Here is a 19,822-nt window from a genome sequence, read left to right on the forward strand (position 1 = left end):
TCGAATTCAGGCGCCGATGTACGCGGCTCTGACGGCCTCGTTGTTGAGCAGGGATTCGCGGTCGCCCTCGAGTGCGATGCGGCCGCGTTCGATCACATAGGCCCGGTCGGCGATGGCGAGCGCGGAGTACGCGTTCTGCTCGGCCAGCAGCACCGTGGTGCCCGCGCGGTGGATGCGCTGGATGACCTCGAACACCTGCTTGACCACCAGCGGCGCGAGGCCGAGCGAGGGCTCGTCGAGCAGCAGCACCTTGGGCCGGCCCAGCATCGCGCGGCCGATGGCCACCATCTGCTGCTGGCCGCCCGAGAGCGAGCCGGCCGCGTCGTGCTGCTTGGTCGCCAGGATGGGGAACAGGCTGAACACCTCGTCGATCGAGCGCTGGATGCCGGCCTTGTCGCTGCGGTGCACGTAGGCGCCCAGCTCCAGGTTCTTGCGCACCGACATCAGCGGGAAGAGCTTGCGGCCCTCGGGGCAGTGCACCAGGCCCGACTGCACGATCTGCGCCGGGCGCATGCCGACGAGTTCTTGCTTGTCGAAGCGAATGCTGCCGCGGCTGGGCTTCTGGATGCCGCTGGCGGCCATGAAGATCGAGGTCTTGCCCGCGCCGTTGGCGCCCAGCAGCACCACCAGCTCGCCGGCGTCGGCGTGCAGCGTGATGCCTTCCAGCGCGCGAAAGCTGCCGTAGTGCAGGTCGACGTTGTCAAACCGCAGCATGCGCGACTCCATGGTCCGTACCCAGGTAGGCCTCGATGACGTGCGGGTCGCGTCGGATTTCCGCGGGCGTGCCTTCGGCGATCTTGGCGCCATTGTTGAGCACCACGATCTTGTCGGCCAGCCGCATGATCATGTCCATCTTGTGCTCGATCAGGCACACCGTCTTGCCGTGGTCGACCAGCTTGCGGATGAGCGCGGCCAGGCCGACCGTCTCCTCCGGGTTCACGCCGCCGGCGGGCTCGTCGAGCAGCAGCAGCTCGGGGTCGGTGGCCAGCGCCAGCGCGAAGGCGACGCGCTTGCGCTCCTCCTGCGTGATGTCGGCCGCGATGCGGTTCGCCACATGCGACAGGCCGACGAAGTCGAGCGCCTCGCGCGCCTTCTCGCGGCACAGGCGCTCCTCGCTCTGCAGCCGGCGCGAGTTGATCAGCACGTCCCACAGGCCCGACTGGGTGCGCAGCCGGTGGCCGACGATCAGATTGTCGAGAACGGTCGCGTTGTCGAACAGGTTGGTGGTCTGGAAGGTGCGCGCGATGCCCAGGCGCGCCACGTGGTCGGGCCGCATGCCGGTCACGTCGAGGCCGTTGAACACGATGCGCCCCGAAGTCGGCGGGTGCGTGCCGGCCACCAGGTTGAAGAAGGTCGTCTTGCCCGCGCCGTTGGGTCCGATGATCGCGCTCACCTGGCCGCGCTCGAAGCGGGTGGTGACGTGGTCGACGGCGGTGAGGCCGAAGAACTGCTTGGTGAGGTCGGTGATCTCAAGCATGGGAACGGCCCTCCGGCGGTGCAGCGACGGTCGGGGCGGTGGCGGCCTGCTGGGCCGAGGCGCGGGCGTCGGCACGCCGCGCCCGCCGCTTGAGCCAGGTGCCGACCAGGCCGTCGGGCAGGAAGATGATCAGCGCGATCAGCACCGGCCCGAACACCACCATGCGGTAGTCCTGCAGGAACTGCAGGCTCTGCGTGAGGTAGGTGACCAGCACCGTGCCGACCAGCGGCCCCAGCAGCGTGCCGACACCGCCCACCAGGACGAACATGATCAGGTCGAAGGTGACCACCTCGCTCGCCAGGTCGGGCCCCAGGAAGCGCACCTGGCCCGCATAGAGCGCGCCGGCGAAGCCCGCGTACACCACCGACAGCACGAAGGACAGCGTCTTGGTGCGCATCAAATCGACGCCCAGCGCCTCGGCCAGCAGGTCGCTGTTGCGCACCGCCATGAAGCTGCGCCCGAGCAGCGAGCGCACGATGCGCGCCATGATCCAGATGCCCAGCACCAGGAAGGCCAGCACCAGGTAGTACTGCGACAGCGGCGTGCCGAACTGCAGCGGCCCGATGCCCGGAGGCGACGGGATCCCCATGATGCCCACCGGCCCGTGCGTGAGGCTCTCCCACTTCTCGATGAGCAGGAACATGATGTAGCTCACGCACAGCGTGAAGATCGAGAAGTAGTGGCCCTTCAGGCGCAGCGACAGCAGGCCGACGAAGTAGCCCAGCAGGGCGGTGATGCAACCCGCCAGCAGGAAGGCGATCCAGAACGGCACCTGGTGGTCGACCGTCAGGATGCCCACCGTGTACGCGCCCACCGCCATGAAGGCGCCGTGCGCCAGGTTGAACTGGCCGGTGTAGCCGGTGATCAGGTTCAGGCCCAGCGCCGCGATCGCCATGATGAAGGTCTGCGTCGCGACCGAGATCAGGTAGTTGTTCTGCGCGAACAGCGGGAACACCAGCGCGATCGCGGCCAGCAGTGCCCATCCGGTCTTGCCTTCGAGCAGCCTCATGCGCGCGCTCCCTTCGGCGTGAACAGGCCCTGCGGACGGAAGGACAGGATCACCACCAGCAGCACGAAGGCGATGATGTCCTTGTAGTCGGTCGAGAAGTAGAAGCCGCCGAAGCTCTCGGCCAGGCCGATGATCAGCCCGCCGACGATCGCGCCCGGAAAGCTGCCCATGCCGCCCAGGATGATGATCACGAAGGCCTTGGTGATCACCAGGTGCCCCATCGCCGGGTACACCAGGTTGATGGGTGCGTAGAGCACGGCCGCGATGGCCGCCAGCGCGCCGGAGATCGCGAACACCAGCAGCTTCACGCGTGTGGCATCGATGCCCACCAGCGCGGCGCCCTTGGGATCCTGCGCCATCGCGACGATGGTCGAGCCGGTGACCGTCCGCGTGAGGAAGAGGTGCAGCACCACCATCAGCGAGAAGGCGCCCGCAATGATCAGGAGGCGCTGCAACGGCGCGGTGAGCCCGAAGACCTCGACGATCTGCCCGTAGGGCGTGGGCATGCGGTGGAAGTCGGCGCCGAACATCGCCTGCGCGCCGGCCTCGAGGAACAGCAGGATGCCGATGGCGGCGATCATGTCGTGCAGCTCGGGCGCGTTGCGCAGCGGGTGGAACACCAGCCGGTCGGCCAGCATCGCGATCACCGCCACCACCGCTGCGGCGCCCGCCATGGCCACCCAGTAGTTCAGGCCCAGCTTCGTCATGAAGTAATAGCCCACGAAGGCCCCGGCCATGTAGAAGGCGCCGTGCGCGAAGTTCGGCACGTGCAGGATGCCGTAGACCAGCGTGAGGCCGAGCGCGACCAGGCTGTAGACGCCGCCGACCGTGAGGCCGTTCAGCAATTGCTGGAAGAAGAGTTCCACATCGATCCCCGGGGAAGAGCCAACACCGCACGGAGCTGCGGCGGTTCAGCGAGGCATTGTGGGGATCGGCCTGCGGCGGGTCGACTGAGGTTTGCCCGCAGTCGCGTCGCGTCGGCGACTTCTACCGCGGGGTAGGTCGTGGGTGCGCCGGACAAAGAAAAACGCGCCCGGCGGGCGCGTTTTTCAGGGAAGCGAACAGAGGGGGAAAGGGCGGAAGCCGTGCCTCCGCGCGCCTTCAACCGCCCTTCTTGGGGCGCTTGCCGGGGTTCTTCTTGCTGCGGGTCGCGGTGCCGCGTTCCAGGCTGACCTTCTGGCCGCCACCCATCTTGGGGAGGGCGTAGCCGGACAGCGGCGTGGGGGCGGGAGTGGCGATACGGTCAGCCTCGGTACGGATCTTCTTGGGCATGATGGCTCAGGGTAGTGAAAGTTCGAAGGGCGTAATTAGGCCACATCGTCGAGCAGACGCACTTTGACGCTCTTGCCCTTGACGCGGCCGATGGAGAGTTTGTGGGCCGCCTCGCGCGCGATGCGCCGGTCGACCGCCACATAGGTGGAGAACTCGTTGACGTTGATCTTGCCGACCTGCTCCTTGGCGAAGCCGGCGTCGCCGGTGAGCGCGCCCAGCACGTCGCCGGCGCGGATCTTCTCCTTGCGGCCGCCGACGATCTGCAGCGTGGACATCGGGGGGCGCAGCGGCTCGCCGGTGCCGGGCGTGAGCTCGGCCAGCGGGCGCCAGTCGGATTCACGGCCCTGCAGCTGCTCGATCTTGCCGACGAAACCCATCTCGTCCATGCTGGCCAGATTGAGCACCAGGCCTTCGGCATCCGCCCGGCCGGTACGGCCGATGCGGTGGATGTGGATCTCGGCGTCGGGCGTCACATCGACGTTGATCACGGCTTCGAGCTGGGCGATGTCCAGGCCGCGGGCGGCCACGTCGGTGGCCACCAGCACGGAGCAGCTGCGGTTGGAGAACTGCACCAGCACCTGGTCGCGCTCGCGCTGCTCCAGTTCGCCGAACAGCGCCATCGCACTGAAACCCTGCGCCTGCAGCACGGCGACCAGGTCGCGGCACTGCTGCTTGGTGTTGCAGAAGGCGAGCGTGCTGGCCGGGCGGAAGTGGTCGAGCAGCAGCGACACGGTGTGCAGCCGATCGCTGTTCTTCACCTCGTACCAGCGCTGGACGATCTTGCCTTCCTCGTGCTGCGAGGCGACCGTGATTCGCTCCGGCGACTTCATGAACTGCGCCGCCAGCTTGGCGATGCCCTCGGGGTAGGTGGCCGAGAACAGCAACGTCTGGCGCGCGGGCGGGCACTGGCGCGCCACCGTCACGATGTCCTCGAAGAAGCCCATGTCGAGCATGCGGTCGGCTTCGTCGAGCACCAGCGTGTTGAGCGCGTCGAGGCTCAGGTTGCCGCGCTCGAGGTGGTCCATGATGCGGCCGGGCGTGCCGACGACGATGTGGGCGCCGTGCTCCAGGCTGGCGGTCTGGCCGCGCAGGGCCACGCCGCCGCAGAGGGTGACGACCTTGACGTTCTCTTCCGCGCGCGCCAGGCGGCGGATTTCGGTGGTCACCTGGTCGGCGAGTTCGCGCGTGGGGCACAGCACCATCGCCTGCACGGCGAAGCGGCGCGGGTTCAGGTTGGCGAGCAGGGCGAGCGCGAAGGCGGCGGTCTTGCCGCTGCCCGTCTTGGCCTGGGCGATCAGGTCCTTGCCGAGCAACGCCACCGGCAGGCTGGCCGCCTGGATGGGCGTCATCTGCACGTAGCCGAGCTGCGTGAGGTTGGCGAGCGTCTGCGGCGCGAGCGGCAGCGTGCCGAAACCGGTGGCGGGACCTGTCACGGGGAGGCTTCTGCGGCGATCAGCGACGCTGGGCGCCGCTGTTGACCGGCGGCGGGCCGCGGCGTTCCAGGTGGCGGAAGGTGATCCGGCCCTTGGTCAGGTCGTAGGGCGAGAGTTCGAGCGACACCTTGTCGCCCGCCAGGATGCGGATGTGGTGCTTGCGCATCTTGCCGCCGCTGTAGGCGATCAGCTGGTGACCGTTGTCCAGCGTGACGCGGTAGCGCGAGTCGGGCAGCACTTCGGTCACTGCGCCGTTCATTTCGATCAGTTCTTCCTTGGCCATGATTACCTCTGAAAAGTTGTCGTGATGATGATGAAAAACCGGATGCCGCTCAAGCGGCGCAAGTCGTAGGTCGGACGGCGGTGCGTTCGCGCACCCAGTGCAGTCCTTCGTCGACGGCGTAGCGCAGGGCGGCGGCATGGCTGGCGAAATGCGGGGTGAAGCGCATCACGCGGTCGTGCATGCCGCTGCCGCGGCCCGAGCGGATCGAGACGGCTGCGGCGAAGCGGCCGTCGTCCAGGTTCTTGATGAGAGGCGACACGAGGTACTTGCCCACCGTGTGTTGAATGTTGTCCATGAAAGCCTTGGCGTTTTGCGACACCGCAAGACGCTGAAAATAAGTGAAAACGAACGCAGTTGCACCGGGAGAGGCGCCCGACGGGGGCGCGCACGGCGCAGACAGCGCGGAATTCGCTTCAACAGGAACGAAGGCAGTGGTGGCAATCATGGGCGCCCGGTCTGGCGCTCCAACACACTGTATGAGCCGGCTGGAGAATGAAGGGCCTGGCAAATCCGTAGATGGTCCAAGTCAGCCGGCGATAAGACGAAAGTGCTTCGTCGTGGTATCGAAACGAACCGCGTATTCTACTCGATCGGGCACAAGTGTTGCTAATCGATGTGGTTATTTGCCCGCAGTCGTCATGCCGCCGGGGCTCACGCCGGGCTCAATCCAGCCCCAGCATGCGCCGGTTGGCGGCTTGGTCGACGCCGCCGGCGGCGAAGTCGTCGAACGCCCGGTCGGCCACGCGGATGATGTGCCGGTCGATGAAGGGCGCACCTTCGCGGGCGCCGTCTTCCGGGTGCTTGATGCAGCATTCCCACTCCAGCACGGCCCATCCGGGGTAGTCGTAGGCGGCCATCTTCGAGAAGATCGCGCCGAAGTCGACCTGGCCGTCGCCCAGCGAACGGAAGCGGCCGGCGCGGTTCAGCCAGGGTTGGAAGCCGCCGTACACGCCCTGCTTGCCGCTCGGGTTGAACTCCGCATCCTTCACGTGGAAGGCCTTGATCCGCGCGTGGTAGTGGTCGATGTAGGCCAGGTAGTCGAGCTGCTGCAGCAGGAAGTGGCTCGGGTCGTAGAGCAGGCAGGCGCGCGGATGCTGGCCCACGCGGTCGAGGAACATCTCGTAGCTCACGCCGTCGTGCAGGTCCTCGCCGGGGTGGACCTCGTAGGCCACGTTGACGCCGGCGTCGTCGAAGGCATTGAGGATCGGCAGCCAGCGCCGCGCCAGTTCGTCGAAGGCCTCGTCGATGAGGCCCGGCGGGCGCGGCGGCCACGAATAGAGGTACGGCCAGGCCAGCGCACCGGAGAAGGTCGCGTGCGCCGTGAGCCCCAGGCGCGACGACGCGCGCGCCGCCAGCATCAGCTGCTGTACCGCCCACTGCTGCCGTGCCGCCGGGTTGCCGCGCACTTCGGGCGCCGCGAAGCCGTCGAAGCCGGCGTCGTAGGCCGGGTGCACCGCCACCAGCTGCCCCTGCAGGTGGGTCGACAGTTCGGTGATCTGCAGCCCGTGGCGCGCCAGCGTGCCGCGCACCTCGTCGCAGTAGGCCTCGCTTTCGGCGGCCTTCTGCAGGTCGAACAGGCGCGCGTCCCAGGTCGGGATCTGCACGCCCCGGTAGCCGAGCCCCGCGGCCCAGCCGGCGATCGCGTCCAGCGAGTTGAAGGGGGCGGTGTCACCGGCGAACTGCGCCAGGAAGATGCCCGGGCCCTGGATGGTCTTCATCGCGATGTCCTCATGGGTGTCTCCGTGAACTCTTGTGGCCGAAAGCATACTTGGCGCGCCGTCCGACTCGCCGTGCGAGGGGCATCACGCCACAATGGTCGCCTGTCCTTCCCTCACCGCTTCGCCAGCGTTTTCGACATGCAACAGACCGTCGCCGGCCGCCTCAAGATCGGCCTTTCCGCCTGCTTCCAGCACGCCGACCCGGCGCGGTCCCTCTTCACCAACAAGACCCTGCAGTACGTCGAGCAGTCCATCGCGCACTGGCTGATGTCGGCCGGTGCGATGGTCGTGATGGTGCCCTGCCCGACCGGCGAAACCGCGCGGGGCGACACCAAGCTGTCGCACTACGCCGAATGGCTCGACGGCGTCGTGATGCACGGCGGCGCCGACGTGTGGCCCGGCAGCTACGGCGAGGTGCCGCTGCGCGATGCGTGGGTGGGCGATCGCATCCGCGATCTGTACGACCTGGCCCTGGTCGAGGCCTTCGAGCAGGCCGGCAAGCCGATCTTCGGCGTGTGCCGCGGGCTGCAGCTCATCAACGTGGCCTTCGGTGGCACGCTGTTCCAGGACATCGAGACGCAGCACCCCAATGCGCTGCGCCACCGCGACCCGGTGAGCTACGACCAGAACTTCCACGACATCGTGATGGTGGAAAACACCCACCTCTCGCGCCTGTACCCCGGCGTGCAACATGCGCGGGTCAACAGCATCCACCACCAGGGCATCAAGGACCTGGCGCCGGGCTTCGAGGTCGAGGCCTGGAGCTACCCGGACCGGGTGCCCGAGGCGATCCGCCGGGTGAGCGGCCGCGCGGGGCGCGGCTACATCGCCGCCACGCAGTGGCACCCCGAGTTCCACAAGGCCGGCGGCACCATCAGCACGGTGGACGACACGGCCATCCTCAACGACTTCCTCGGTGCCTGTGCCGCGGCCCGGGTGCAACCGCACCGGCCCCACCGCAGCGCGCCCGGCAAGATCCGCGACCGCGCGGCGCGGATGCTGCGCCAGGCGCTGCTGCGGCGCTGAACGTGCGAATGAACCTGCTGCGCACCCCGATCTCGCCTCTGCGGTCCTCACCGCACGCGAGTGCGGCTCCGGTCCTCGACGCAAGCTCGGGTCGCTCGCGACGGTTCCTTCACACGTTCGACACTGCGTTTAACGCTTTGTGTCGGTCCGGCTGACGCCGGCGTCGATGGTGCCGAACATCTGGATGCCGGTGGCGCCGACGGGCGTGCCGGCCGAATTCGATGCACCACCGTTCGATGCGCAGCCGGCGACGAGGCACGCCATGAGCGCGAAGAAGACGGCAGAGACGAGTGATTTCAAAAGAGTGCTCCGGTTCGGGTGTTGAAGTCACTATAGGTAGCCACGCCGTTTTGCCCCAAATCGCGCCGAAGCGAGACCCTGTCGCCAATGCAGTCGTTCACTCCGGTTTGGCGCCTGAGGCCGTGACTGCCGCGCCCCAGCGCGTGATCTCGCTCGCGACGAAACGATCAAATTCCGGTCCAGTGGAGGGTGATGGGTCCGATCCTCGGTCGCGAATGAAGCGCGCAAGCGATTCACTTTTGAGCAGGTCCACCACTTCACGGTTGAGTCGCTCGATGATGGCATCGGGCGTGCCGCGCGGCGCCATCAGGCCGAGCCAGCCTACGGCCTCGAAATCGGCCGTACCGGACACGCCGCTCTCGCGTACGGTTGGCACTGCAGGCAACTGCGAGGAGCGGGTTGCAGATGTCACCGCCAAAGGGATGGCGCGGCCCGACTTGATGTGCGGCAGTGCCGCGGTCACAGAGTCGATCATCAGCGGAACCTGATTGCCCAGAAAGTCGCTTTGCGCCGGCCCACTGCCACGGTAGGGGATGTGCGTGATGAAGACCCGCGCCGCTGATTTGAACATCTCGCCCGACAGGTGCTGTGTGCCGCCGATGCCGGCGCTCGCGTAGCTGAGCTTGCCGGGCTCGGCGCGTGCGCGCTTCGCGAGGTCGGCCATGGTGTGGATACCGCTTTCGGGTGTGGCGAGAAACACCAGCGGCACCTTGGCGATCAGTGAAATGCCGGTGAGGTCCTTGCGTGGGTCAAAGCCTGGTTTCGCATAGAGCGTCTGGTTCACCGCCATGGCGCTGCCGGCCACCACCAGCGTATAGCCGTCGGGCGCTGAACGCACGACGGCTTCGGTGCCGATGTTGCTGCCGGCGCCGGCGCGATTGTCGACCACCACTGGCTGGCCCAGCCGACGCGCAAGCTGTTCGGCCAGCGCGCGCGCGAAGATGTCGGTCGCTTGTCCGGGCGGAAAGGGCACGACCATCTTGATCGGCTTGTCGGGCCACGTGGCGGCTCGGCCGGCACCCGCCAGTCCGACCAGCGCGCCGCCGGCCAGCGCATGAAATTGCCTGCGTTGCATCGTGTGGCTCCTCCGATGTCTGCGATCAGGCTGCAATGGCGCTCAGGTGCTTGCCGACGATGCCGGCCAGCTCGAACATCGTCACCTGGTCCTTGCCGAAGACGGGCTTGAGCTTGGCGTCGGCGTTGATGGCGCGCTTGTTGGCCGCGTCCTGCAGGCCATTGGCCTTGATGTAGTCCCACAGCTTCTTGATGACCTCGGTGCGCGCCACGGGTTCCGCGCCGATCACCGCAGCCAGCGCGTCGCTGGGCTTCAGGCCGGCGCCCGGCTTGCGCGGCGCCTTGGGTGCGGCCGCCTTCTTGGCGGCAGGTGTCTTCGCTGCGGCGGTCTTCTTGGCCGCAACTTTCTTCGCCGGCGCGGCCTTGCCGAAGGTCTTGCGTGGCGGGAACTTGCTGCCGCCTTCGCGCGGCGCGAACTCGAAGGTCACCTTGCCTTCGTCCTTGTTCCAGACCAGGAAGGCCTTGAAGGCGCGGCGGGTGCGCATCGAGACGAACTTGTCGAGCAGGTCGGTCTTGCCGGTGGCCAGCAGCTTCTCCATCTGCGCGGGTTCCACCGGCTGCGTCAGGATGACCTTGCCGGTCTTGAAGGTGCAGCTGGGCGTCGGCTGCGCGTTCGTCGGCACCGACTTCTCGCAGACGTAGTTGGCGCCGTGCTCGAACACCGGGGCGCCGCAGATCGGGCACGGGCCCAGCGTGTCCTGCGCGCTGAAGTCGACGATCTCGCCGCTGTCGGCGTCGTCGTCGCCGAAGTCGAACTCCAGCTTCCAGTTCTTGCTCTCCTCGGCGTCGTACTTGAGGATGATCTCGGCCGTGAAGGGCCAGCCCGCCTTGGAGCGGAAGCCTTCGAGCGGGCCGATGTGCTTGTCGCGCAGCAAGGCTTCCGCCTCGACCACCTCGAAGGTGCGGCCGGCCGGTGACTTGCCGAAGGAGAAGCCGCAGGGTTCCTGGCCCGGCTTGCCGGTGCAGGTGTAGCGGCGGTAGTTTTCCTTCACCAGGCCGCCGCAGTTGGGGCAGGGCGTCGAGAGCGTCGCGTAGTCGCCGGGCACGGTGTCGCGGTCGTACTCCTTCGCCTTCTTGACGATGTGCTGCGTCATTTCGGCGATCTCGCGCATGAAGTCGGCGCGGCTGAGCGCACCCTTCTCCATCTGCGCCAGCTTGTATTCCCACTCGCCGGTGAGCTCGGCCTTGGAGAGTTCCTCCACGCCCAGGCCGCGCAGCAGCGTCATCAGCTGGAAGGCCTTGGCGGTCGGGATGAGCTCGCGGCCCTCGCGCAGCATGTACTTCTCGGCGATCAGGCCTTCGATGGTGGCCGCGCGCGTGGCGGGCGTGCCCAGGCCCTTCTCCTGCATGGCCTCGCGCAGCTCGTCGTCGTCGATGGTCTTGCCGGCGCCTTCCATGGCGCCCAGCAGCGTCGCTTCGGAGTAGCGGGCCGGTGGACGGGTCTTGAGGGCCTTCAGGTCGGCTGATTCGGTCTTCACCGTTTCGCCCGGCTTCACCACCACCAGGTTCTTGCCGTCCTTCTCGTCGTCGTCGTTGACGGCTTCCTTGCCCCAGATGGCCAGCCAGCCCGGCTTGACCAGCACCTTGCCGTCGCTGCGGAAGGGGTACTTCTTGCCGTTCGTCTCGACCGTGCTGATGCGCGTGGTCACCTGGAATTCGGCGCTCGGGAAGAACACCGACAGGAAGCGCCGCACCACGAAGTCGTACAGCTTCTGTTCGGCCTCGCTCAGGCCGCTGGGCGCCTGCAGCGTCGGGATGATGGCGAAGTGATCCGACACCTTGGCGTTGTCGAAGATGCGCTTGTTCGGCTTGACGTAGTTGCCGTCGACCGCCTGCTTCGCGAAGGGCGCCAGGTGCTTCATGCCGCTGTCGGCGAGCATCTTCATGGTGTCCTTCACCACCGGCAGGTAGTCCTCGGGCAGCGCGCGCGAGTCGGTCCGCGGGTAGGTCAGCGCCTTGTGGCGTTCGTACAGGCTCTGCGCCAGGGCCAGCGTGGTCTTGGCGCTGAAGCCGAAGCGCCCGTTGGCCTCGCGCTGCAGCGAAGTCAGGTCGAACAGCATCGGCGAGGCTGAGGTGGTGGGCTTGCTTTCCTCTGTGACGGTGGCGGGCTTGCCGCGGGCGGCGTCGGCGATCTCCTTCGCCTCGCGCTCGCTCCAGACGCGGTCGGCGCGCATCTCGGGGTCGGCCACGCCGTCGGGGCCGGGCGGCGGCTTCTTGAAGTTGGCGTCGAACCACTTGCCCGGGTACTGGCCGGCCTCGGCCTGGAAGGCACCGTGGATTTCCCAGTAGTCGCGGCTGACGAACTTGCGGATCTTCTCCTCGCGCTCGACCACCACCGACAGCGTCGGCGTCTGCACGCGGCCCACGGTCGTGAGGAAGAAACCGCCGTCGCGCGAATTGAAGGCCGTCATGGCGCGCGTGCCGTTGATGCCCACCAGCCAGTCGGCCTCGGAACGCGAGCGCGCGGCGTCGGCCAGGCCCTGCATCTGCGCCTCGGTGCGCAGCGACTCGAAGCCGTCGCGGATCGCCTGCGGCGTCATCGACTGCAGCCAGAGGCGTTTGACCGGCTTGTTCAGCGAACCCTTGCCGCCCGCGTACTGCTCGATCAGCCGGAAGATCAGCTCGCCCTCGCGGCCCGCGTCGCAGGCGTTGATGAGCTGGGTGACATCCTTGCGCTTGGCCTGCTTGACCACCGCATTCAGGCGCGTCTTGGTCTTGTCGACCGGCTTCAAGTCGAAGTGCGGCGGAATCACGGGCAGGTTGGCGAAGCTCCACTTGCCGCGCTTCACGTCGAATTCCTCCGGCGCCTGGATCTCGACCAGGTGGCCGACGGCGCTCGTCACGACGTACTGCTCGCTCTCGAAGTATTCATCGTGCTTCTCGAACTTGCCCGCCGTGGGCGTGAGGGCGCGGACGATGTCCTGCGCCACCGACGGCTTTTCTGCAATTACCAACGTCTTTGTCATCTGGGCTCTCTCTATACTTCTCAACTCTCGCGTGCGTACACGCGCACGCGCACATGTGTGCACATTCAAACTATCAGACTTCGGCGATGCCTTCAAAAAACCCTCCGCTCCGTGGCCGCCGCATCCAGACCCGTCGATCGGGCGTCCATGGCAAGGGCGTGTTCGCTGCACAGGACATCGCCGAGGGCGAAACGCTCATCGAATACCTGGGCGAGGTGATCAGCTGGAAGGAAGCGCTGCGCCGCCATCCGCACGACCCGGCCCAGCCGAACCACACCTTCTACTTCCACATCGACGACAAGCGTGTGATCGACGGCAAGGTCGACGGCAACGCCGCCAAGTGGATCAACCATTCCTGCGACCCGAACTGCGAGGCCGACGAAGTCGACGGCCGCATTTTCATCAAGGCGCTGCGCGACATCCCGGCCGGCCAGGAACTGAACTACGACTACGGCCTGGTCATCGACTTGCCCTACACGCCGGAGCTGCTGGCCGACTTCCCCTGCTGGTGCGGCTCGGCCAGCTGCCGCGGCACGTTGCTCGCGCCGAAGGACGAGGACGAGAAGAAGTCCAAGAAGTCGAAGAAGCAAAAAAAGAAGGCCAAGGCCAAGAAGGCAGAGAAGAAGGCCGAGAAGAAAAAAGCGGGGAAGAAGGCGGACAAGAAGCTGCGCCGGAGCGCGTCGCCTGGTCTGGCCATCGAGGCCGCGGCCCTGGTGTGACGCGCGCCATGGCCGGTCCGGGGTTCGACGAGCAGGTCGCTGCGGCGGTGGCGCCGCACTGCCCGGGCTTCGTGGTCGAGCGCGTCGAGGAAATCGATTCCACCAACACCGAGCTGATGCGCCGTGCGCGCGCCGGCGACCCGACCCCGGTGCTGTTGGTGGCCGAGCGCCAGACCGCCGGCCGCGGCCGGCTCGGCCGCCCATGGCAGAGCGCGCAAGACGCGGCCCAACCGGCCTCGCTGACCTTCTCGCTCGGCCTGCCACTGGCGCCGAAGGACTGGTCCGGCCTGTCGCTGGCCGTCGGGGTGAGCGTGGCCGAAAGCCTCGATCCGTCTTCATCGGCCCGCGTGCGCCTGAAGTGGCCCAACGACCTCTGGGTGGACGACCGCAAGCTCGTCGGCATCCTGATCGAGACGGCCGTGCCGCAGGGCGATGCGGCGCAGCGCTACGTGGTGATCGGCGTCGGCGTGAACGTCGGCCCGCGCGAGGCCGAGGGCCTGCGCATGCCGCCGGCCTGGGTCCAGGAATGGCGGCCGGACGCGACGCCTGGCGAGCTGCTGCTCGAGGTGGTGCCGCCGCTGGTCGCCGCGGTGCAGGCCTTCGCCGAACGCGGCTTCGCGCCCTTTGCCGAACGCTTTGCCGCGCGCGACGCCTTGCAGGGGCGCGAGGTGCAGCTGAGCGACGGCACCACCGGCCTGTGCGAAGGCGTCGGCTGGGGCGGCGAGCTGCTGGTGCGGACGGCAGACGGCCTGCAGAGCATCACCAGTTCCGACATCAGCGTGCGGCCGCGCGGCCTGGCCCTGCCATGAACACGCGCTGGCGCGTCGTCGCGGTGGTGCTGGTGCTGGCCAACGCGGGCTACTTCGCCTGGAGCCAGGGCGCCTTTTCGGCCTTCGGCCTGCAGCCGGCGCGCTTGAGTGAACGCGAGCCGCATCGCGTCGAGCAGCAGGTGCGCCCCGAGCTGCTGCAGATCCGAAAAGCCCCTTGACGAATCGCCGCGCGGCAGCGTTCAGGCCGCGAGCTCGAAACGCACGGTGACGCGCGTCCCGGGCGGCTGCTCGCCAGGGTGGGCGTCTTCCAGGCGCACGGTGGCGCCGTGCTGGCGCGCGATCTCGCGCACGATCGGCAGGCCCAGGCCCGAGCCGTCGGCCTCGTTCCCCAGCACGCGGTAGAAGGGCTCGAAGACCAGTTCGCGGTCGGTCTCGGCGATGCCGGGCCCGTTGTCTTCCACCTGCAGCAGCACGATGCGCCCGAAGGGGTCGACCAGCACGCGCGCCGTGACGATGCCGCTGCGCTCCGGCACCGACGGCGTGTAGTTGAGCGCGTTGTCGACCAGGTTGCGCACCATCTCCTTGAGCAGCGTGGCATTGGCGCGCAGCACCACGCCGGCGGCCCCTGCCTCGGCGCCGTCGTAGCCCAGGTCGATGCGCTTCTCGATGGCACGCGGCACCGCCTCGCGCACCACCTCGATCGTCAGCCGCGCCAGGTCGCAGTTCTGCCAGCCGATGACGGCGCCGCTGCTCTCGGCGCGCGCCAGCGAGAGCAGCTGGTTCACGGTGTGCGTGGCGCGCACGCTGGCGCGGCCGATCTGCTTGAGCGACTGCTTCAGTTCCTCGGCGTTCGCGCCTTCGCGCTGGGCCAGGTCGGCCTGCATGCGCAGTCCGGCCAGCGGCGTCTTGAGCTGGTGCGCCGCGTCGGCCAGGAAGCGCTTCTGCGTCGCGATCGAGTCGTGCAGCTTGTTGAGCAGCTCGTTGACCGAGGACACCAGCGGCACCACCTCCAGCGGCACGGCCGACTCGTCCAGCGGGCTCAGGTCGTCGGGCCGGCGCTCGCGGATGCGCGCCTCCACCACCGACAGTGGCTTGATGCCGCGCACCAGGGCCAGCCAGATCAGCAGCACCGCCAGCGGCAGGATCGCGAACTGTGGCAGCAGCACGCCCTTGATGATCTCGGTGGCCAGCACCGACTGCTTGGCGCGCGTCTCGGCCACCTGCACCAGCGCCGGCGGCGCATCGGGCGTGGCACCGGCCACCCACAGAGAGCCGATGCGCACCGCCTTGCCGCGTATCGTCGCGTCGTGCAGGTAGACCGTGCCCGGCGCAGTCGTCTCGTCGGCAAGGGGCGGCGGCACGTCGCGCTCGCCGCTGAGCAGGCGGCCGCTCCCGTCGAGCACCTGGTAGTAGACGACGTCCATGTCGTCGGCGCGCAGGATGTCGCGCGCGGGCTGCGGCAGCGCGAACTGGATGCGCCCGTCCTGCATCACCAGGAGCCGCGCCAGCGTCTGCACGTTGTTCTCCAGCGCGCGGTCGAAGGGCGCGTTGGCGATGCCCTGCGCCACCAGCCAGGTCACGCCGATGCTCACCGGCACCAGCAGCAGCAGCGGCGTGAGCATCCAGTCGAGGATCTCGCCGAACAGGGAGCGCTGCGCGCGCTGAAAGAGCTTCATCGCGCGGGAAGGGGGATCAGGGTTGGATCTTCTCGAGGCAGTAGCCGAGGCCGCGCACGGTGGCGATGCGCACCGGGCCCTTCTCGATCTTCTTGCGCAGGCGGTGGATGTACACCTCGATGGCGTTGATGCTCACCTCTTCGCCCCATTCGCAGAGCCGCTCGACCAGCTGGTCCTTGCTCACCAGCCGGCCGGCGCGCTGCAGCAGCACCTCGAGCAGGCCGAGTTCGCGCGCCGACAGCTCGATCATCTTGCCGTCGATGGTGGCCACGCGGCCGGCCTGGTCGTACACCAGCGGGCCGTGCTTGATTGCGTTGCTGGTGCCGCCCATGCCGCGGCGCGTGAGGGCGCGCACGCGGGCTTCCAGTTCCTGCAGCGAGAAGGGCTTGGCCATGTAGTCGTCGGCGCCGTGGTCCAGGCCCTTGACGCGTTCCTCCACGCTGTCGGCGGCGGTCAGCACCAGCACCGGCAGTTGCGAGCCGCGGGCACGCAGGCGCTTGAGAATCTCGAGGCCATGCATGTTGGGCAGGCCCAGGTCGAGGATCAGCAGGTCGAACTCGCTGTTGGTCATGAGCGCGGCGTCGGCCTGCGTGCCGGTGGCCACGCGGTCCACCGCCGCCCCCGAGGTGCGCAGGCTGCGCAGCAGGGCGTCGGCCAGCACCTGGTCATCTTCTGCAATGAGGATCCGCATGCGCCACCTCCGGCTTGTGGGGCGCGTGTGTCGCGCCTTGGTTTGTCTCCGCGGCGGATTCTAGGGGCCGCACCGGCGGCCGCGCTTGTTTTGGCGCAGGTCTTCACACGAACCCACGCGAACCCATGTCAACCCGCGTAGGCCTCCAGCCCCAGGGTGACCACCGTCGCGACCTCGTCGCCCACGCTCGCACGGAACTCGCCTTCGGCCTGCGCCACGGCCGTGCGGAAGGCCTCCAGCCACGCGAGCCCGTCGGCGGTGAAGCGCACGCGCCGCGCCCGGGCGTCCAGCGGGTCGGGCTCGCGCGTGACGAGGCCCCAGGCCTCGCACTGGTCGACCAGCGTGCCCATCGCCTGCTTCGTCATGCCGGCGCGCTCGGCCAGTTCGGTCAGGCGCGAGCCGCCGCGCGACAGGTGCCGCGTGATGTGGATGTGCGCCGCGCTGACCTGCGCCCGCGCCGCCAGGTTCGACAGCGCCAGCGGCACGTCGGCGTCGTGCGCCATCAGCGCGAGCACCCGCTCGTCGAAACGGCGCATCGCATGGCCCAGCAGGCGGCCCAGGTGGGTCTGGCGCCAGGCGTCGGGATCGGTGGGAAACAAGGGCTTGGCCATGGCGGTAAATGGTAAATCAAACTGACCATAAATCGGGTTTACTTCAAAGTACTGATCGCTACACTACTGTTCAAGCATCCAGGCCTGTGGTTAAAAGCAGCGGGATGATTTCCAACACAACCCGTTGATATTCAAGGAGTTTTCTCATGGACGCACTCGTCAAGGGCAGCAGCATCTCGGTCGCCGGCAGCGAAAAGGCCAAGGCCCTGCAGGCCGCGCTCGCACAGATCGAAAAGCAGTTCGGCAAGGGCACGATCATGCGGCTGGGCGAAGGCGAGGCGCTGGAAGACGTGCAGGTGGTGTCGACCGGCTCGCTCGGCCTGGACATCGCGCTGGGCGTCGGCGGCCTGCCGCGCGGCCGCGTCATCGAGATCTACGGCCCGGAATCGTCGGGCAAGACCACGCTCACGCTGCAGGTCATCGCCGAAATGCAGAAGCAGGCCGGCACCTGCGCCTTCGTCGACGCCGAGCATGCGCTCGACGTGCAGTACGCCCAGAAGCTGGGCGTCAACCTGTCCGACCTGCTGATCAGCCAGCCCGACACCGGTGAGCAGGCCCTGGAAATCGTCGACTCGCTGGTGCGCTCGGGCGCCGTCGACCTGATCGTGGTCGACTCGGTCGCCGCGCTCACGCCCAAGGCCGAAATCGAAGGCGAGATGGGCGATTCGCTGCCCGGCCTGCAGGCCCGCCTGATGAGCCAGGCGCTGCGCAAGCTGACCGCGACCATCAAGAAGACCAACTGCATGGTCATCTTCATCAACCAGATCCGCATGAAGATCGGCGTGATGTTCGGTTCGCCCGAAACCACCACCGGCGGCAATGCGCTGAAGTTCTACGCCTCGGTTCGCCTGGACATCCGCCGCATCGGCACCATCAAGAAGGGCGACGAGGCGATCGGCAACGAGACCAAGGTGAAGGTGGTGAAGAACAAGGTGTCGCCGCCTTTCAAGACGGCGGAGTTCGACATCTTGTTCGGCGAAGGCATCAGCCGCGAGGGCGAGATCATCGACATGGGCGTGAACGCCAAGATCCTCGACAAGTCGGGCGCCTGGTACGCCTACAACGGCGAGAAGATCGGCCAGGGCCGCGACAACGCACGTGAATTCCTGCGCGAGAACCCGGCGCTGTCGCGCGAGATCGAGAACAAGGTGCGCGAATCGCTGGGCATCCCGCTGCTGGCGGCCGAGGCCGGCTCGGCAGAAGCCAAGGCCGAAGCCGATGCGAAGGCCAAGGCGGACGCCAAGGCCGCCAAGGCGGCAGCCAAGGAATAAGTGGGCTTTGCCGCACCGTCGATCAAGGGCCGCGCGCTGCGGCTGCTGAGCCAGCGCGAGCATTCGCGTGCCGAGCTCGAGCGCAAGCTGGCGAAGTACGAGGACGTGCCCGGCACCCTGGCGCAAGCGCTCGACGAGCTGGCCGCCAAGGACTTCATCAACGAGGCGCGGGTGGTGCAGTCGGTCGTGCACCAGCGCGCGCCGCGCATGGGGGCGGCGCATGTGCGGCAGGAACTGCAGCAGAAAGGCGTCGATCCCGCGGCCATCGCCGAGGCGGTGGCCGGCCTGCAGGAGAGCGAAACCTCGCGCGCCTTCGAGGTGTGGCGCCGCCGCTTCGAGGCGCCGCCGCAGGACGCGAAGGAGCGCGCCAGGCAGATGCGCTTCCTGATGGCGCGCGGCTTCTCGGGCGCGGTCGCGGCGAAGGTGCTGCGGATGGACCCGACGGCGCCCGACGCGTTCGGCTGAGCTCGGCGCGCTGCGCCCTTCGGCGCCTTGTAGGACAATGGCGACTCCCGTCCCCGCCCAGCACCGCTGCGGCTGCCCCCGCTCCATGCCTCCTCGACCCCGCCACCCATGATCGTCCGGAACCGTCCCTCCGGGCTGAAGATGTTTCTTCTCTGGCGTGGCTCGATCTTGTGGCGCATCGGCCCCGCGCTGCTGGTCAACCTGATCGTCGCCATCCTTGTGACCCTGGCGCACGGTCACCTGGGCCAGTTCAAGATCCCGATCGGCACCGTGCCGTTCACCCTCATCGGCCTGCCGCTGGCCATCTTCCTGGGTTTTCGCAACAGCGCCGCCTACGACCGTTTCTGGGAGGCGCGCAAGCTCTGGGGCGAAGTGGTGCTGCGTGCCCGCAACCTGGCGCGGCAGTGCCAGAGCCTGATCGACGGCGACGGGCCGGCGCGGCTGGAAGGCCCGGGTTCGGGCGGCCTGGATGACCTGCGCGTGCGCATGACCCTGCGCGCCGCTGCCTTCGCGCATGCCCTGCGTCATCAGCTGCGCGGCAGCGATCCGATGGCGGACGTGCGGTCCTTTCTGCGCGAACCGGAGCGGCTGGCGATGCGCGCGTTTTCCAACCGGCCGCACTTCCTGATGCTGCGCATGGGCGACGACCTGCAGGCCGCACTGCGCGACCGCCGCATCGACCCCGCCCTTGCGGTGGCGGTCGACGGCACGCTGTCGGCCCTGAGCGCCGCGGCCGCGTCGTGCGAACGCATCCGCGGCACGCCCATTCCGTTCTCGTACACGCTGCTGCTGCACCGCACCGCGTACCTGTACTGCTACCTGCTGCCCTTCGGCCTGGTCGACTCGATCGGCTTCATGACGCCCTTCGTCACGCTGATCATTGCGTACACCTTCTTCGGCCTCGACGCGCTGGGCGACGAGATCGAGGAGCCCTTCGGCACCGAGCCGAACGACCTGCCGCTCGAGGCCATCTGCCGCACGCTGGACATCGACCTGCTGGAGACGGTCGGTGCGGCCGCGCCGCCGCCGCTGCACCCGGTCGACTACCGGCTGCAATGAGC

22 protein-coding genes are annotated in these 19,822 nt (G+C 67.9%); 7 read left to right on the plus strand and 15 right to left on the minus strand.

The window, feature by feature from the left end:
• Positions 1–6: 6 nt before the first annotated feature.
• The 9 genes from QTH86_RS18120 to QTH86_RS18160 all read right to left on the minus strand — a co-directional run bounded on the left by QTH86_RS18120 (position 7) and on the right by QTH86_RS18160 (position 7,192).
• Positions 7–714, minus strand: a complete 708-nt coding sequence (locus QTH86_RS18120; RefSeq protein WP_286647590.1) for an ABC transporter ATP-binding protein — start codon at positions 712–714, stop codon at positions 7–9.
• Positions 701–1,477, minus strand: coding sequence for an ABC transporter ATP-binding protein (locus QTH86_RS18125; protein WP_286647591.1), 777 nt, complete (start codon positions 1,475–1,477; stop codon positions 701–703). Before QTH86_RS18125 ends, QTH86_RS18120 begins: the two co-directional genes overlap by 14 nt.
• A complete protein-coding gene (locus tag QTH86_RS18130) occupies positions 1,470–2,486 on the minus strand; it encodes a branched-chain amino acid ABC transporter permease (protein WP_286647592.1) in 1,017 nt (338 codons plus the stop codon). The genes QTH86_RS18125 and QTH86_RS18130 overlap by 8 nt, the downstream gene beginning before the upstream one ends.
• Positions 2,483–3,352, minus strand: a complete 870-nt coding sequence (locus QTH86_RS18135; protein WP_286647593.1) for a branched-chain amino acid ABC transporter permease — start codon at positions 3,350–3,352, stop codon at positions 2,483–2,485. Before QTH86_RS18135 ends, QTH86_RS18130 begins: the two co-directional genes overlap by 4 nt.
• Before the next feature lie 235 nt (positions 3,353–3,587).
• Entirely contained in the window at positions 3,588–3,758 is a 171-nt protein-coding gene (locus QTH86_RS18140; protein ID WP_286647594.1) for a hypothetical protein, read from the minus strand.
• A gap of 35 nt (positions 3,759–3,793) precedes the next feature.
• Positions 3,794–5,191: an ATP-dependent RNA helicase DbpA gene (gene dbpA, locus QTH86_RS18145; RefSeq protein WP_286647595.1), complete on the minus strand. Its 1,398-nt coding sequence runs from the start codon at positions 5,189–5,191 to the stop codon at positions 3,794–3,796.
• A 19-nt stretch (positions 5,192–5,210) separates the two neighbouring features.
• Positions 5,211–5,474, minus strand: a complete 264-nt coding sequence (gene infA, locus QTH86_RS18150) for a translation initiation factor IF-1 (protein WP_068631262.1) — start codon at positions 5,472–5,474, stop codon at positions 5,211–5,213.
• 49 nt (positions 5,475–5,523) lie between these two features.
• Positions 5,524–5,769, minus strand: coding sequence for a hypothetical protein (locus QTH86_RS18155; protein WP_286647596.1), 246 nt, complete (start codon positions 5,767–5,769; stop codon positions 5,524–5,526).
• Positions 5,770–6,136: 367 nt separating this feature from the next.
• On the minus strand, positions 6,137–7,192 hold the full coding sequence (locus tag QTH86_RS18160) for a sugar phosphate isomerase/epimerase family protein (RefSeq protein WP_286647597.1): 1,056 nt from the start codon (positions 7,190–7,192) through the stop codon (positions 6,137–6,139).
• Between the two features lie 138 nt (positions 7,193–7,330).
• Between QTH86_RS18160 and QTH86_RS18165 the strand changes: the two genes are divergently transcribed.
• Positions 7,331–8,218 (plus strand): gamma-glutamyl-gamma-aminobutyrate hydrolase family protein, encoded by an 888-nt coding sequence (locus QTH86_RS18165; RefSeq protein ID WP_286647598.1) that lies wholly within the window; start codon positions 7,331–7,333, stop codon positions 8,216–8,218.
• A 129-nt stretch (positions 8,219–8,347) separates the two neighbouring features.
• Here the strand turns inward: QTH86_RS18165 and QTH86_RS18170 are convergent, their stop codons facing one another.
• The 3 genes from QTH86_RS18170 to QTH86_RS18180 all read right to left on the minus strand — a co-directional run bounded on the left by QTH86_RS18170 (position 8,348) and on the right by QTH86_RS18180 (position 12,558).
• On the minus strand, positions 8,348–8,518 hold the full coding sequence (locus tag QTH86_RS18170) for a hypothetical protein (RefSeq protein WP_286647599.1): 171 nt from the start codon (positions 8,516–8,518) through the stop codon (positions 8,348–8,350).
• A gap of 97 nt (positions 8,519–8,615) precedes the next feature.
• Positions 8,616–9,593 (minus strand): Bug family tripartite tricarboxylate transporter substrate binding protein, encoded by a 978-nt coding sequence (locus QTH86_RS18175; protein WP_286647697.1) that lies wholly within the window; start codon positions 9,591–9,593, stop codon positions 8,616–8,618.
• A 25-nt stretch (positions 9,594–9,618) separates the two neighbouring features.
• Positions 9,619–12,558 (minus strand): DNA topoisomerase III, encoded by a 2,940-nt coding sequence (locus QTH86_RS18180; RefSeq protein WP_286647600.1) that lies wholly within the window; start codon positions 12,556–12,558, stop codon positions 9,619–9,621.
• An 86-nt stretch (positions 12,559–12,644) separates the two neighbouring features.
• Here QTH86_RS18180 and QTH86_RS18185 point away from each other — a divergent pair, with 86 nt between their 5' ends.
• The 3 genes from QTH86_RS18185 to QTH86_RS18195 are packed head-to-tail and all read left to right on the plus strand — an operon-like array spanning position 12,645 to position 14,265.
• On the plus strand, positions 12,645–13,277 hold the full coding sequence (locus tag QTH86_RS18185; RefSeq protein ID WP_286647601.1) for an SET domain-containing protein: 633 nt from the start codon (positions 12,645–12,647) through the stop codon (positions 13,275–13,277).
• An 8-nt stretch (positions 13,278–13,285) separates the two neighbouring features.
• A complete protein-coding gene (locus tag QTH86_RS18190) occupies positions 13,286–14,086 on the plus strand; it encodes a biotin--[acetyl-CoA-carboxylase] ligase (protein ID WP_286647698.1) in 801 nt (266 codons plus the stop codon).
• The gene (locus tag QTH86_RS18195) at positions 14,083–14,265 is read left to right on the plus strand and encodes a sporulation protein (RefSeq protein WP_286647602.1); all 183 of its coding nucleotides are present in this window, start codon (positions 14,083–14,085) and stop codon (positions 14,263–14,265) included. The genes QTH86_RS18190 and QTH86_RS18195 overlap by 4 nt, the downstream gene beginning before the upstream one ends.
• Positions 14,266–14,286: 21 nt before the next feature.
• On the opposite strand, the gene QTH86_RS18200 is transcribed toward QTH86_RS18195, so the two are convergent.
• From QTH86_RS18200 to QTH86_RS18210, 3 genes are all read right to left on the minus strand, one after another.
• On the minus strand, positions 14,287–15,723 hold the full coding sequence (locus QTH86_RS18200; protein ID WP_286647603.1) for a sensor histidine kinase: 1,437 nt from the start codon (positions 15,721–15,723) through the stop codon (positions 14,287–14,289).
• A gap of 16 nt (positions 15,724–15,739) precedes the next feature.
• Entirely contained in the window at positions 15,740–16,414 is a 675-nt protein-coding gene (locus QTH86_RS18205; RefSeq protein WP_262075525.1) for a response regulator, read from the minus strand.
• A gap of 128 nt (positions 16,415–16,542) precedes the next feature.
• On the minus strand, positions 16,543–17,025 hold the full coding sequence (locus QTH86_RS18210; RefSeq protein ID WP_286647604.1) for a MarR family winged helix-turn-helix transcriptional regulator: 483 nt from the start codon (positions 17,023–17,025) through the stop codon (positions 16,543–16,545).
• Between the two features lie 146 nt (positions 17,026–17,171).
• Between QTH86_RS18210 and recA the strand changes: the two genes are divergently transcribed.
• The 3 genes from recA (at position 17,172) to QTH86_RS18225 (ending at position 19,820) form a co-directional block, all read left to right on the plus strand.
• Entirely contained in the window at positions 17,172–18,296 is a 1,125-nt protein-coding gene (gene recA, locus QTH86_RS18215; RefSeq protein ID WP_286647605.1) for a recombinase RecA, read from the plus strand.
• Positions 18,297–18,761 carry a recombination regulator RecX gene (recX, locus tag QTH86_RS18220; RefSeq protein ID WP_286647606.1) on the plus strand — a complete coding sequence of 155 codons (465 nt, stop codon included), beginning with the start codon at positions 18,297–18,299 and terminating at the stop codon, positions 18,759–18,761.
• Positions 18,762–18,869: 108 nt separating this feature from the next.
• Complete coding sequence (locus QTH86_RS18225) at positions 18,870–19,820, plus strand: bestrophin family protein (protein ID WP_286647607.1); 951 nt, start codon at positions 18,870–18,872, stop codon at positions 19,818–19,820.
• Positions 19,821–19,822 lie beyond the last annotated feature (2 nt).

It is taken from the genome of Variovorax sp. J2L1-78 (assembly GCF_030317205.1).
Lineage (GTDB): Bacteria > Pseudomonadota > Gammaproteobacteria > Burkholderiales > Burkholderiaceae_C > Variovorax > Variovorax arabinosiphilus.